Source organism: Paenibacillus agaridevorans, assembly GCF_018604145.1.
Classification (GTDB): Bacteria; Bacillota; Bacilli; order Paenibacillales; family Paenibacillaceae; genus Pristimantibacillus; species Pristimantibacillus agaridevorans.
Genome location: NZ_CP075889.1, coordinates 4,479,933 through 4,493,426 on the forward strand (window position 1 = coordinate 4,479,933; position 13,494 = coordinate 4,493,426).

Genomic DNA, 13,494 nt, shown 5'->3' on the forward strand with positions numbered 1-13,494 from the left:
GAATGTTTCGTCAATAAATTTCACAAACATATTTTATTATGAAATTTTATTTCGACTTATAAAATTATAAGACAACTCGCCCTACTCTGCAGAATGCGGCATCCGTTGCATAAGAAAAGCCCAAGCGCTAACACGCTTAGGCTCAAATATAGAAGGTAAATGCGGCTCAGTTATATAACTCTGCACGGGTGATGACGCGATCCGGTTGGACGCTGCCATCCGAGTAACCCTGAACAATTGCTTGGAAACTCACTTCGATGCGGACAACTTGGAACGCCCATATCGGCGTACGCGCAGAAGCGCCTGCTCCCTATGCCCCATGAATCGTTCGATCTCGCACAATCTGGCGGCATACTCGCCGACCAGTGCGCTTGCTTCCGATGTGCACGACTGATAGGTACACGTTTTGAGGAACTTGCCTACCCATAGCCCTCCGGTATACCTTGCCGCTCCTCTGGTCGGCAGCGTATGATTGGTGCCGATCACTTTGTCCCCGTAGGCCACATTCGTTTCCGGCCCCAAGAACAATGCGCCGTAGTTCGTCAGGCGTTCCAGGAAATATCGAGGATTCTTGGTCAGCACCTCCACATGCTCGTAGGCCAGCTTATCTGCTTCAATTACAGCCTCTTCCAAGCTGTCTACCACTATGATAATCCCATTATTGTTCCAGGCCACGCTTGCAATGTCCGCAGTCGGCAAAGTCATAAGTTGTCTATCGATCTCGAGCAACGTCTCATGCGCAAGCTGCTCCGAAGTCGTAATTAGTACCCCGGGCGAAGTCGGCCCGTGCTCGGATTGACCGAGAATGTCGCAGGCTACCATTTCCGCGTCCGCCGTATGATCGGCAATGATCATTACCTCCGTCGGGCCCGCGAACAGGTCAATGCCAACTTGGCCGTATAGCTGCCGCTTGGCCTCGGCCACGTAGGCGTTCCCCGGACCGACAACCATATCCACCGGCTCGATCGTTTCCGTGCCCAGCGCCATAGCCGCCATCGCTTGCACTCCGCCGACAATATAAATCTCATCCGCTCCCGCAAAATCCATAGCGCAAACCGTGGCTTCTGGAATTTCGCCATTTATCGGCGGCGTGCAGCAAATGACCCGTTTCACACCGGCTACCTTGGCGGTAAGGATGCTCATATGGGCGGACGCCACCATCGGATATCGTCCGCCCGGAATGTAACAACCCACGCTATTGACAGGGATATTGCGATGCCCCAGAACGACTCCGGGCAACGTCTCTACCTCCAGATCGCGGATTGTAGCTCGTTGTTTTTCTGCAAAATTGCGTACTTGATCCTGAGCAAAACGAATGTCCGTCTTGGTTTGCTCGGGTACTTTGGCGATGATTTCGTCAATTTGCCGTCGGCTCAGTCTGAACTGCTCTGGAGACCAATTGTCGTAATGCCGGGAGAACCCGCGCACCGCTTGATCTCCGTTCTTTTTTACCTGTTTAAGAATGTCGCACACCGTTTCGTAAACCCTCTGATCCTGCTCTTCCGCTTCCGCTTGGCTTTTTCCCGTCTTCAGATACTTTGCCATTTGCAATGATCCTCCTTCATTCTGACCTGTATCAACGCTCGCTTCCCGAAGAAGCTCGAGAGCCGGTTCGAAGCTTAAAATCCACAAACTTCACGGGAATGCTGCCGTTAGCTGCGGATTGAACGGATAGTGGAAATACCGAGCTCCAGGTAACCGCGTCGTAGACATCGATAGCCGGCTTTCTTTGTTCCTGAATGGATGACACAAACTCCTGCATGACGAAGAAATCTCCGCCCCCCATGTCCCGTTCGCAGCGCTTCCGCCGACCATTTCACCCAGTCAGGATGCTCCCATCGTTTCTAGTACTGCCATAGGGACTGCCACTGGGGATCATGAGCGTTCTCATGTCATAACGCTATAAATTCAGCGAGAGGTTAAGCTGTGCGGTCCCTTCACCCAGTCGTTCCGATCGGGCATAAGAAAGTAACGATCAAGAAATTCGTCCAAATCTTCCTCCAGCATCCCCAGAACGGTTTGAATCGGTTCTGCCGAACGTTGGTTTTGTTGATCCTCTTTCAATAACGCCGTCAGTTCGGCAAGAAGCCGCTCCGGCACCTCCCGATGGTCTTCGCGATAAGAGCGAATGATGCGAACCAGATTCGTTTCCCGTAAATGATACGCATAGGACATAGCCCGTCTTTGGAAACCGTCTAACTCGTCCAAGTTTTTCTTTAATACGTCTCGAAGCGACGCGGAAACCCTTTCAAGAGCATTCCGTCCTGTTTGAATGGCCGCTTCCGCCCGCTCAGCGCTCAATTTGCATCGAAGCTGAATATCCTCGATCATCCAAGGGTCCGGCTCAAGATCGTCGGTTTTCATGAAGATCGACCTACGCGTGGATTCCCATGAGGGGGTATGGCATTGCTGCCCCCGGATAAACGCGGCAGTCATGGAATGCGACACGTCGCAAAGACCGATTTTGCGGACAAACCAGGAGACATCCCACGGAAACAGCTCGAACGATTCCGAGCTCAGACGCCAGAAAGCCTTCATTTCTTCTGCTGCCATCCCGTAAGGTTCGGCAAGCTTCTCCAGCGCTTCGTCGTCCCCGATGCAGGGATTCCGAAAGAACAGCTCCGTAACCCGTAAATTCGGATCGGGCTTGATCATATCTATGCCGAAGTATTCCTTAATCCCCACTGCGCCGGGAGTACCGGCTATCGCCCTGAGCTGGCGCAAGGTGACAAGCGGGTAAGCGATATGTTCGTAAGGCTCGACTTCCTCCGTTGCGGAAGTAAAGAACCCTTCCACGACAAACGGGATATTCCGTTTGACCGCAAGATTGGCGGCATTTTTCAAAAAACGGTCTACCGGAAGCGTAACGGTAACTTCGGCAATATTCGAATGCAGCGCCAGACTGACGCAATCCGCGTCTAGCTTCTCGATCGACTTAAGCACCTGTCCCGCCGACAATTCCCATGGCTCCCACCAAAGACGTCCTCCGGTCAGCCGCTTCCATGTTCGGGCGAGCAGATTAACGAAAGGGACGACGCGCTCATCCAGAGGAATTCCCCTGCACGACTCGCAGTTTCCGAACTCGTTGCACAGCCAAGCGTCCTGATCGTAGGTGTAGAGCAACAGATCGTCAACCCCGGGAAACTCCTCGTTAAACCGTTCTAGCAGAGCTACATACCTGTCGGGCGTTACACCGTCCAGCAAGCAATTTTCGAGGGGCAGATCTCGATAACCATCCTGTCCGTTGTAAGGGGCGCCAAAATGGAAAATGGAGCGCATTCCCGCCTGCTTGCATAACCGTATACGCTCTCTGAGATCGTTTCTTCGCCGCTCCCATGCGCCCGAAGAGGAATCGCCGCCTATCGGAATCTTCTGCTCGTATTTAAGCGATGCTTCGCCGGATAACGCTACGACGTCCTCCAAATTTAACGGTTCGTCGTGCGGACGCCCTCCCCAGGCGATATTCAGCTGCAGAGCGTTAAATCCGATTTGTTTCATGGACATTACCGTCTCCTCCGTCCATGAGACAAACTTGACGGGACTTCCGATCAATCCGATTTTGAACTTCAAATTTGCCATTGAGTAGCGTTCTCCTCTCTTCTCTGCAGCGGGTTCAAGATTTAAGCGCTCCCGACGTAATTCCTTGCACGAAATATTTCATACCGAACATAATGACCAGTATCATCGGCAAGCTGCCGATGATATAGGCGGCGAAGGATAATCCGAGATCCGGCCTGCCATTGGTCGTCATATTAACCGCTTGGATCGTAAAAGTAAGATGAGGCTCTTTCAATATAATCAGCGGCCATAGGTAATCGCTGTAAACGCTAATAAAGGTAATGATCCCCAGGGTCGCAATAACTGGCATACTCAAGGGAAGCGCGATGCGCAAGTACAAATAAGCTTCTCCGGCGCCGTCCATTCGCGCAGCTTCGAACAGCTCTTCCGGAATTCCTTGAAAGAATGTCCGGCAAAGAATGATTCCGACCAATTGCGTTCCCGATATATAGGGTAAAATCAAGCCCCAGAAAGAGTCCGTCAAATTTAACTGTGAAATAATCGCGTATAGCGGAACGATATTCAACATGGACGGAATCAGCATCACGCTGATAATAAGCATAAAGAGGATTTCTTTGCCCGGGAAACGGTTGCGGGCGAAAGAGTAACCGGCCATCGAACTAATGAGGACTGCCCCGGCTACCGTAACGCAGCAAATGAACAGAGAGTTTCCGATGCTCCCGGACACGGCGCTCCAGGCCGTAGAATAGTTCTCCCATTTGATCTCTCCCGGAATTCCCCAGAAGTCGATCACAATATCGAGATGATCTTTGAACGAAAGGAACAATAGCATGGCAAACGGAACAAGGGTAAGTAGCAGTAGAACCGAAAGGCTGAGAACGACGCCGACTTCCGCAACTCTGTAATTTCTCATAGCCCGGATTCACTCTCTTTCAGACTTGAAAATTTTTGATACCAACAGCGTTAGGAGGAGAATGCTCACGAACAGGAAAATGCCGACCGCGCTGCCGTATCCATAATTGGAGTTTTTGAAGGCCGAGTTGTACATGATGAGCGACGGCACCGTGGTCGATACTCCCGGTCCTCCTCCGGTCAGTACGATAATTCGCACAAAGTCCTGCAAGCTGCCGATGATCGTCAGCAGAAGCACGACTTTGAACTGCGGCGCGAGCAACGGCAGATGCATTTTAAGAAAAATATTCCGAAACTTGGCGCCGTCCATTCTGGCCGATTCGATAATTTCCTTGTTGAAGCCCCCGATCGCTGCGAGAAAGATAAGAAACGGCAAACCTGTGATATAAGGAAATCCCATGAGAATAACGGCCCATATCGCGGTGTCGCTCTCCCCGAGCCACGGCCTTGCCAGAGAATTCAGACCTGCGAACGACAAGAAATGATTCAGCAATCCGTTGGAAGGGTTGTAAACGGAAAGCCAGATCAGAACGAAAACAATTCCGGGGATAAGCATCGGAATCACGAAACCCGTACGATACAGATATTGAAGCTTCGTTTCGCGCAAGGACAAAATCAACTCCGCCGCCAATAAGGGGAATACGATGCTTTTGACAATATCCGTGACGGTAAAAAGAAGTTGATTGGATAGCGCGATTCGAAACGTATTGTCGTTAAACATGCGAATATAGTTGTCCAAACCGATCCATTCCGCTTGAGCTAAATTCCAGTCCGTAAAGGAATGATAGATGGAAGTCAGCATCGGATAATAGAGAAAGATCAAGACGAACAGGAGCGAAGGAACGATAAAAAAATAAGCTTTTAACCAATATCGGATTCTGTCGGGACGAAAGGGCTTGTCGATCATAATCTCACTCCATGTAAGCAAGCCGTCGAGGGAGAACACCTCGTTCTCCCTCGGCCTGTATGATGAATTCCGTTTGCAGCTTATGGATTGGTCTTCGGATCCAGATCGTATTGTTGAGCCTTGATATAGATATCCATATCCCGGTTCAAAATTTTGTCCTGCTCGGCCAAAAATTCTTCCAGCGATAGTTTGCCTTCATAGTATTTCAATTGAGCGGATTGCTTGGCTTGATTCGTGTCCGAGGAAGGAACGGCATTGGCGATCGCGTAGCCCATGCTGCCATCGACTTTGAAGCCCGTAAGATATGCGTTGACTTCGTCCGGCAGCTTCACCCCAAGCACCAGGCTAGGACCTTGAACGAACTGTCCTGCCTCAAGCGTCGTCTCGAACACTCTCTGAGCGACTTCCGGCGAATAAAGATACATCATGAAATCCTTCGTCCGGCTCTCTTGCTCCGGGTCCTTCTTATCCGCGATTCCGAGCAGATGACCCGGCACCAGAATGCCTCGCGGTTTTCCCGGAAACAGCGGGTCGGCCTCGGCGAACTCGGGGAATTTAAACGTTCCCCATCCGAAGGATTTGTCGCCCAGCTTCTTCATATCGTCGAGCAGCGTTCCCACTTGCCAACTGCCGTTCCAATAAATCGCCGCTTTCTGCGCAATGAACAGTTGGTAGACGTCCGGATCCTGCATCGTTGCGTAGCCGGGCTGGTAATACGCGGACAATTCCTTCATGACCGTCCAGATTTTGCGTTGGGCAGCCCCTTGCATATCGTATTGCTTGTTTTTGAGAGCAAGCAATTGCTTTTCCGGATCGTAACTCGCGCCGAAATCGAAGTTTCCATTGTCGGCAGAGTAGGCAATGCTCGTATTCAGTTTATGGATTTTCTCGTCGTAGCGAGCATCTCCCGGCTGAATTAACAACTCCGGGTAAAGACTTTTGGCGCTCCAGTCGAGAAACGCCTGCGTGATCGTCGACTCGAAGCCGAAAGGCATCGTAATCGGAATATAGCCGGCATCTTGCAATTGCTTGCACGCAGCGAGCAATTCCTCCCACGTTTCCGGTTCGGAAATTCCCAGCTTTGCGAAAATATCCTTGTTGTAGTAGAATCCTGTGCCTACCAGATCGAATGGGAGATAGGCAACGTCCCCGTCCCGGCTATACGTGTTCTGATGGTATTCGGGATCGATTCCCTCGAATACGGTTTTGTCGCCGCTGTAGGGATTCGGTTGGTTCACGTAATCGTTCAGCTTCAGCAGCCAGCCTTTATCGATCGCATCGGCCGAGCTCGTTTCCCCGATCAAATTAATGTGAACGATATCGGGAGCATCCTTCCCTCCCGCCGCCATCTTGGCTTTGAAGTTCGCTTGATACGTATCGTTATCCTTAATGACATCGATGACGACTTCGGTTTCCGGATTCAGCTTCGTGTATTCTTGGGCTGCCTCCTTCAATCCATCCGTGTAATAACCGGCGATCGTGGCGAATGTGACCGTACGCTTTTCTTTGCTTGCAGCGGAGCTTTGCGGTTCATTCGATTGCGACGCATTCGTGCCGGAATTCGAACCTGAACAGCCTGCCGCCATCACCAGGACGAGCGAGAGTAGAATGAACCCGATCAGCTTCTTCCTCATTTCTGTGTTGCCCCCTATATTCGTATTGAGTTAACCTACTTCAATCTTAATTATGAATCGCTTTCATTTATATACAGAAAATCATCGTTTTCTTTAACAGAATCACTTTCCTTATACTTCGGTATGTTTGAACTCGCCCGGCGTAAGACCTTCTATTTTTTTGAACACCCTGCTGAAATACGACACGCTTTCGAATCCGGCCATATCGGAAATTTCGGAGACGGTTTTAATGCCCTCCCGAATTAATTTTTTCGCATATTGAATACGAACTCTGGCGACATATTCTCCGGGCGTAAAGCCCGTGCATTTCTTGAAATTCGAGATAAAATAGTTCAAGCTCAGGTTGGCTTTCAAGGCAAGTCCCTCTACTGTCAGCTTGGAGGCAAACGAGCTATGAATATGTTCAATAATGACCGCGATATGGGGATCGGCAATTCCGGTACCTGTCCGTTCTTCCTCTACCGTCACTTCTCTGTACAGGTGCGTGATCATCGATTGAAAATAAGACCGCGAAGCCAGCAGCCAGCCGGTTTTCTCGGCCCACACTTCCTCCAAGATCGACTTCATCAGACTTTTGATCGTGTAGTAATTGCGGGGCTTCATCAGAATCGGCAGCTCGGGAAGCGCCTCTTTGAACGATACCGCGCCTTTGAAAACGGAGATTTCGTCTCCGGGCGACAGAGGCATGATCGGGATCGACTGCTCCGGCACCAGCAGCTGATAATGAATCCAAATATATCTAAGCGGCACGCCGGTCGCGGAGATATGATGGGGCGTATGCGCAGGAATATGGATCACCCTGTTTTCTTCCGCGAGATAAGATTCGTCGCCGATATGATACGTTACGCTGCCTTTGAGAACCATCACGATAAGATGAAAGGGAAGCGAACGCACGTAGTGAGTGCGGGAAAAGTCGTATTGCACGTTAAGTACCTTCCCTTGGTGTACGGCCTCCGGGTACTCCCACTCCTCCTCCCGATCCTCGTAACCGACGTGATAGATGATAGGCAACATTAAACTATGATGTTGAACATGCAGCTTCTCCAACTTCATTCATCTCCCAGCCTAACAAAAGCGGCGGTGCAGACGATCATCTGCACCTCCATTTTGTTTTCGTTCTTCACGGATTACCGCCGACTTTCGGTTTACGGCCGAATCACGACGGGGAACCGGAAATCTTTTTGTCATCCGCCCAAAGCTCACTCAGTTGAAACACGTAATTGTTATTGTCGTCTTGACCGAGCTGTGTTGCGTAAATACGCACATGCTTAGCCGTCACGGGCGAGCTGAACGCGAACGTCTCCAAGCTGCTGCCCGGGTTCGAATAACCGGTATAGGCTTGACCCGGAACGTCCGTCCAGTTTGCGCCGTCCATGCTCGTTTGAATTTTGAAATCCACCGGAAATCCGCTGCCGCCCGGCCGCGGCTTCAACCGCACTCGCTCGATCGTATGGGCTTTGCCGAGATCAAGCTGAATCCACTCGGTCGCATTCACGGTATGCGCAGTACTGGACCATACCGTTGCTATATCGTCGTCGATCGCTTGACTAGCTTCCCACCCGCTGCTGTAAGCGGAAGACGCCGAGATTCCGACGCGATCGGCCACGTCGAAGTCGCCGTCCAGCGACTTCAGTTCGATCCAATCGATGCTGGTCGTCCCCGTCGCGTTGGTCGCCGGGTCGAACCGCAAAGCCGTAATCGTGCCGCGCCATTCGGGATGGCCGGTCAGATCGACCTCGTACGTCGTATAATTCGGGTCATTGGCAACGATCGTAAAATCGACGCGCTTGCTCTCATCCATGCCTGATAGTACGGTCGCCCAATACAGTTGCGCGGTCGTGCTGACCGTACCGTTCTTCATGCGCACGACGAACCGCTTCTTTTTGGCCGCATCGACGTTAATCGATTGGGTCATGCTCGGATCGTTGCCGCTAATCTCCGCGTTAAACGTACCTCCGACCACCTTCCGGTCAAGGAGGTGCGTGAATCCCCCCCATTCCTGTTCGTCGCCGTCATAGTTAAAGCTCCAGTATTCATCCCAGTTGAACGTCTTGCGAAGCAGCAGCCATGGCGCTTGTCCGGCGCTATCCCATATCCAGTGGGCATCAGATCCGCCCGGGAAGTTGACGACGGGTCCGCGAGTTGACGAACTATACGCCCCTTGGCTGGTCGCTTGCGTCCAATTGCCGTCCGCCAAGGCTAGGCCGTCGTAACGATCCTCTCGTTCACTCCTGATTTTCCAGCTAGCGTCGGATACAATCTTGCGTCCGTCCGGCAACGTGAAGTCGGCAAGGAATCCGCCGGTCGAGCCGGGAGCGTTCACTGCTTTGACGGTAATGACGTTCTTGCCCTTCAGAAGAGGCCATTTATACCGGACGGAATCGTCGTCACCGTTATGCCCCCCGATACCGCGTCCATTAATGCTGACCGGGTAATAGTCTCCCGAAGCCCAGCCCACCATCGTATCATACTCGATAGTTTCGAGATTAACGCCCAATCCCGCTTCCCGAGTCAATGTCACGTTCTGCCCGGGACTGAGGCTAACGGTGATGTCGAACAGCCCGCTCACCGCCGTTCCGTTGACTTCCCAGTCCGTATACGGGCTTTCGTTCTCCAGCACCTGAAGGCGCACAGACGAATTGGAAACTGTAAGCTTCAGGTTCATATCCCAATAACGGAAATTCGTTACGCCGGCTTGCGTTAATCCGGTCGACGGCATATTGGGCTTAATCTGCAAGCCGTCTTTGTCCATCTTGATGCCCATGAATCCGCGAAGTAGCGCGACGGGGACAAGGGCGCTTTCCGGGAATTCTCCCCAAGTGCCGACGCTGCCGGCATAAGTGTGCTGCACCGTTTCGCCGTTATACAGCGTTTTGCCACCGCTGAGATGGTCCAGCGCATAACGGTCGATGATATCGGAGAAACGGCCGTAGGCATTGTTGGCGCCCAAGTATTGCGCGCGGCTGGCGATTTCGTAGAACGTAGTGTACAGCGCCGCGCCGCCGTCCTGAATTTGGTCTCCGTAAGCTCCGTAATTATCCCACGCCGATACCCACCACCCGCCTTGCGCTTTGCTCGGGTTGGACGTAACGGTCGCGCGGGGAGCGAATACGAACTTGCTGAACACGTCCGCCTCTCCGGAGGAGGTCGTCACCGTCTCCGCCCAATTGAAGAAGGTCGTCGCTTTGGCACTGTCTCCCAATCCGTAATAGAACGCGGCAACGTTCAGATAGATTGGGCCGTAGTCATGCTCTACTCCGTTCACGTCGATCGTCTGAATGTAGTGGTTCGTACGCCAGAAGGTCGTGTCGTACGCCGCCTTCAAGTCGTTCGCATAGCCGTTCAGCTCTGCGGCCCTGGCGGTATTTCCGACCAGTTGTTCCAGTTCGGCCATGGCCGTTAAGGCCGCATAGCCGTGCATGTTGCTGTATGCGTCGATATGCCCGTGCGGCAGGATGTCCCAATAATCGCTCCCGTTCTCCGTTACGCTAATGCCTTCATGATCGGACTGGGTAATGATGAAAAGCTTTTTCGTAGGATTGTAATAGTCCAGCATATAAGCCAGGGCCGCGCGCATCCGATCGATCTGAGTGGATAGCAGTTCCCGATCTCCTGTCGCGACATAGTAACGGTAACCGCCTAGAATAAAGTTGGCGGGCGTATCGATATGATGCAGCGTGTCGCTGCCGTCACCGGGGAACGGCCAACCCTTTGAGTTGTCCCAAGTCCAGGGATAACCGTCCGGGTCTTGCCGCTGGACGAGCATCGAGTACTTCTCACCCGTTCGCCATGCTTCGTCTTGCAACCAGTCACGAATCGTACCCATCCACTCCCGCCAGGTCGGGCCGCTGCCGATATGCCGCTCGTAATTGCGCTCGTAAAACATCTCGGTGAGCGCGCTCGTCATCGCGGCGTCAGTGCCTTCGAACACAGGAAAACCAGCGGGAAGCCAATCGTTGTTCGGCTCGACCGTGAAGTTCAACTCGCGAACCAATGTTTCGCCCGTATTCAGCACGTACGGTTTGAAATAAGGAGAGCCTGTCCCTTCCGCCGCAAAAAACGGGAAGGTCATCGAATCGATCTCGACGGCCACTTCCACGGTCGGCTGATTGTATTCGATACGCAAATCGTAATCATGGCCATTCGCTCCGTGAATATAAAGCGGACTTTGCCGCAACTCGAACGCGGGGCTGTACGTTCTTTCCGCGCCGCGCTTGTAGACATAGCTGGAATGGTACTGGTTATCTCCCCCGATCATGTAGTCGAACGGCACGCGGTTGCGCACCGTCACGTCAAAGCCGGGATCGTACCATTGCATCGGCATAATATATCCGATATTGTGAAGGGGAATGTTGTTCGCATTGGACGTAATCGTGAACGTGTTGCTCCACTTGTTGCCGTCCAATTCGATCACCCAGTTGCCGGTCACGTTCAACGTGCCGTACGCCCCGAACGTAATATTGCTCAGCGTCAGCGTGTTTCCAGAAAGCGTGGAGGTAACCGCGGTACCCAACCCCGGCAGGGTGTTCGTTCCGCTGCTCGCCGTCAAATATAAGTTGCCCGCAAGCAGGTTCTCACCGTAGCTCCCCGTACCGGTCGGATCGAACTGAACGAGATCGATTACTCCGTAAATTCCTGAAAGCTTTACATAACCGTTGGCCAGATTGTAGCGGTCCGCCGTTGTATTAAGAATGCGCATATAATCGATTTCGAACGTGCCGCTGCTTCCCTGACTCGGATCGAAGCGGAGTTCGGTAACCGTTCCCGTCCACGACGCGGGAAGCCGCACGCGAAGCTCATGCCACTCGTTGTCCGTCTGAACGGTGATCGGCAGGCTATAGGCTTCCGAGTAACCGTGTCTGGTCGTTTTCCAATACAGCTGCGCCGTTCCGTTTCCCGTGCCGTTTCGGTATTGCAGCACAAGTAACTTGTTATCGGTCGCGTTTATGGACACCGCAGGACTTGTTAACTGCGAATCCGCGCCGCCGAGCGTTACTTGCAGCATACCGTCGGTGACGGAAGAACTCGCGATATCGTTGCCGGGCGTCCACCCTTCGTAATTGCCGTTCGTCTGCCAGTTCCACTCCGCAGTCGCTTGCGCCGAGCCATACTCGGGACGGACGAGAGCAGCGAACGTAAAAATTAGGGCCGACAGAATGAATGTTCGAATCGCCTGTTTCATTAAACCCCTCCTAATGATGAGTTGCATTGATAGATAAAACGCTTTCATCTCTCATTATAGGAGGTTAATATCGTCCAATCTTCTCCTATTCTCGTTATTGTTTGCACAATACTACGATATTCGGCCGGGTATCGACAAACCGATTTCATCACTCCGAATGATGGACATCGGTCCGCAATTTGTACGACTTATACTCGCTTGGGGGTATGCCCTCCAGTTTCCGAAACATTCGGCTGAAGTAGGAAAGGCTTTCGAAGCCGACGCACGCGGCGATTTCTGTCAGCCTCATGTCCGTGTCGCGCAGCAGCATCTTCGCATGCCGGATACGGAAGCGGAGGATATATTCGTTCGGACTAATTCCGACGATTTTGCCGAATCGCGAAATGAAGTAATTCTGGCTTAAGTTTACGAGGGCCGCGAGGCTCGATATGGTCATTTTGGTATCATAATGCTGATGGATGTGGTCCAGAGCTCTTTGGATCGCAGGGTCGGACACGATCGCAGGACTGCTCCGGTCTGTCGCTTCGCGGAACAACGCGGTCAGCAGGCATTGGAAGTTGGCTTTGGAGGACAACATAAATCCAGGAGGCTCCAGCATGAATTCCTCGACTGTCGTCGTAAACAGCTTGCGAACCAAATTCGGATTTCTGGGTACAATTATTGAAGGAAGATCGACTACGGCTTCCTGGAAAACCGTTTCTCTGCCGTACCGCGCTACTTGCTCATCGGGATACAACGGCAGCAACGGCTCCTCCTGCGAGGGGAGCAGCATTTTGTAATGAATCCAGATGTAGTTGGCGGGCTGATCGGCGCTGATATGATGCGGTTGATGGGGCTGGAAGTGCACGACCGCATTCTCTCCGATCGTCGTTCGAAAATCGCTGCAGGTGACGACGACTTCGCCCTGAAGGACCATCATCAGCCAATGATAAGGAATTGTTCGGACGTAACATGCGAGCTCAGAGACGTAACGGGCCTGAAATAATCCGCTTCTCATTTCACGTTGCGGATAACTCCAATGCCCGTCCCGGATCTCCCAACCTGCGTGATAGAGCATCGGAAGAAGTAAGTTGGCGGTAAGAAAGCGTTCTTGCGTGAAAATCAACTGATTATTGGCGTTCATATCCGGAATGCTCCCCATGTTAGGATGATGTATTCGATGCAAATTTACGATGGACAACAAACTGGGGGTTCCATATTAATTTAACATGCCGCCTGTAAATTCAAATAAACCTGAATTTTGAAAGTACGACACTTTGAAAATATGAAAAGGGGCCCCCAATCTTTGGTAGAATGGTGTTTGTCCAGAACAACATCTTTTCTATTCGACATGGTTTTTG

General features: G+C 52.0%; 10 protein-coding genes. All 10 read right to left on the reverse strand.

The annotated features are described in order from the left end of the window. Positions 1-166: 166 nt before the first annotated feature. Positions 167-253 (reverse strand): S-layer homology domain-containing protein, encoded by an 87-nt coding sequence (locus KJW29_RS36815; RefSeq protein ID WP_373271279.1) that lies wholly within the window; start codon positions 251-253, stop codon positions 167-169. Next, a complete protein-coding gene (gene hisD / locus KJW29_RS18465; protein WP_214630912.1) occupies positions 250-1,545 on the reverse strand; it encodes a histidinol dehydrogenase in 1,296 nt (431 codons plus the stop codon). Before hisD ends, KJW29_RS36815 begins: the two co-directional genes overlap by 4 nt. Positions 1,546-1,576: 31 nt before the next feature. Further along, positions 1,577-1,762 carry a hypothetical protein gene (locus tag KJW29_RS18470; RefSeq protein ID WP_214630913.1) on the reverse strand — a complete coding sequence of 62 codons (186 nt, stop codon included), beginning with the start codon at positions 1,760-1,762 and terminating at the stop codon, positions 1,577-1,579. A 146-nt stretch (positions 1,763-1,908) separates the two neighbouring features. After that, entirely contained in the window at positions 1,909-3,579 is a 1,671-nt protein-coding gene (locus KJW29_RS18475) for a hypothetical protein (RefSeq protein WP_214630914.1), read from the reverse strand. A 34-nt stretch (positions 3,580-3,613) separates the two neighbouring features. Then, positions 3,614-4,432 (reverse strand): carbohydrate ABC transporter permease, encoded by an 819-nt coding sequence (locus KJW29_RS18480; RefSeq protein WP_108991046.1) that lies wholly within the window; start codon positions 4,430-4,432, stop codon positions 3,614-3,616. A 9-nt stretch (positions 4,433-4,441) separates the two neighbouring features. Further along, on the reverse strand, positions 4,442-5,338 hold the full coding sequence (locus KJW29_RS18485) for a carbohydrate ABC transporter permease (protein ID WP_087568923.1): 897 nt from the start codon (positions 5,336-5,338) through the stop codon (positions 4,442-4,444). A gap of 80 nt (positions 5,339-5,418) precedes the next feature. Further along, positions 5,419-6,972, reverse strand: a complete 1,554-nt coding sequence (locus tag KJW29_RS18490) for an ABC transporter substrate-binding protein (RefSeq protein ID WP_087568924.1) — start codon at positions 6,970-6,972, stop codon at positions 5,419-5,421. Between the two features lie 111 nt (positions 6,973-7,083). Next, positions 7,084-8,019, reverse strand: coding sequence for a helix-turn-helix transcriptional regulator (locus KJW29_RS18495; protein ID WP_179215612.1), 936 nt, complete (start codon positions 8,017-8,019; stop codon positions 7,084-7,086). Between the two features lie 109 nt (positions 8,020-8,128). After that, a complete protein-coding gene (locus KJW29_RS18500; RefSeq protein WP_214630915.1) occupies positions 8,129-12,154 on the reverse strand; it encodes a discoidin domain-containing protein in 4,026 nt (1,341 codons plus the stop codon). A 148-nt stretch (positions 12,155-12,302) separates the two neighbouring features. Beyond that, on the reverse strand, positions 12,303-13,277 hold the full coding sequence (locus tag KJW29_RS18505) for an AraC family transcriptional regulator (RefSeq protein ID WP_214630916.1): 975 nt from the start codon (positions 13,275-13,277) through the stop codon (positions 12,303-12,305). Positions 13,278-13,494 lie beyond the last annotated feature (217 nt).

Excerpts from the sequence above, each read along its gene's own strand:
- KJW29_RS18475 (WP_214630914.1), bottom strand. The coding sequence starts at position 3,579 with ATGGCAAATTTGAAGTTCAAAATCGGATTGATCGGAAGTCCCGTCAAG.
- KJW29_RS18500 (WP_214630915.1), bottom strand. The coding sequence starts at position 12,154 with ATGAAACAGGCGATTCGAACATTCATTCTGTCGGCCCTAATTTTTACG.
- KJW29_RS18490 (WP_087568924.1), bottom strand. The coding sequence starts at position 6,972 with ATGAGGAAGAAGCTGATCGGGTTCATTCTACTCTCGCTCGTCCTGGTG.
- KJW29_RS18470 (WP_214630913.1), bottom strand. The coding sequence starts at position 1,762 with ATGCAGGAGTTTGTGTCATCCATTCAGGAACAAAGAAAGCCGGCTATC.
- KJW29_RS18485 (WP_087568923.1), bottom strand. The coding sequence starts at position 5,338 with ATGATCGACAAGCCCTTTCGTCCCGACAGAATCCGATATTGGTTAAAA.
- KJW29_RS18480 (WP_108991046.1), bottom strand. The coding sequence starts at position 4,432 with ATGAGAAATTACAGAGTTGCGGAAGTCGGCGTCGTTCTCAGCCTTTCG.
- hisD (WP_214630912.1), bottom strand. The coding sequence starts at position 1,545 with ATGGCAAAGTATCTGAAGACGGGAAAAAGCCAAGCGGAAGCGGAAGAG.
- KJW29_RS18505 (WP_214630916.1), bottom strand. The coding sequence starts at position 13,277 with ATGAACGCCAATAATCAGTTGATTTTCACGCAAGAACGCTTTCTTACC.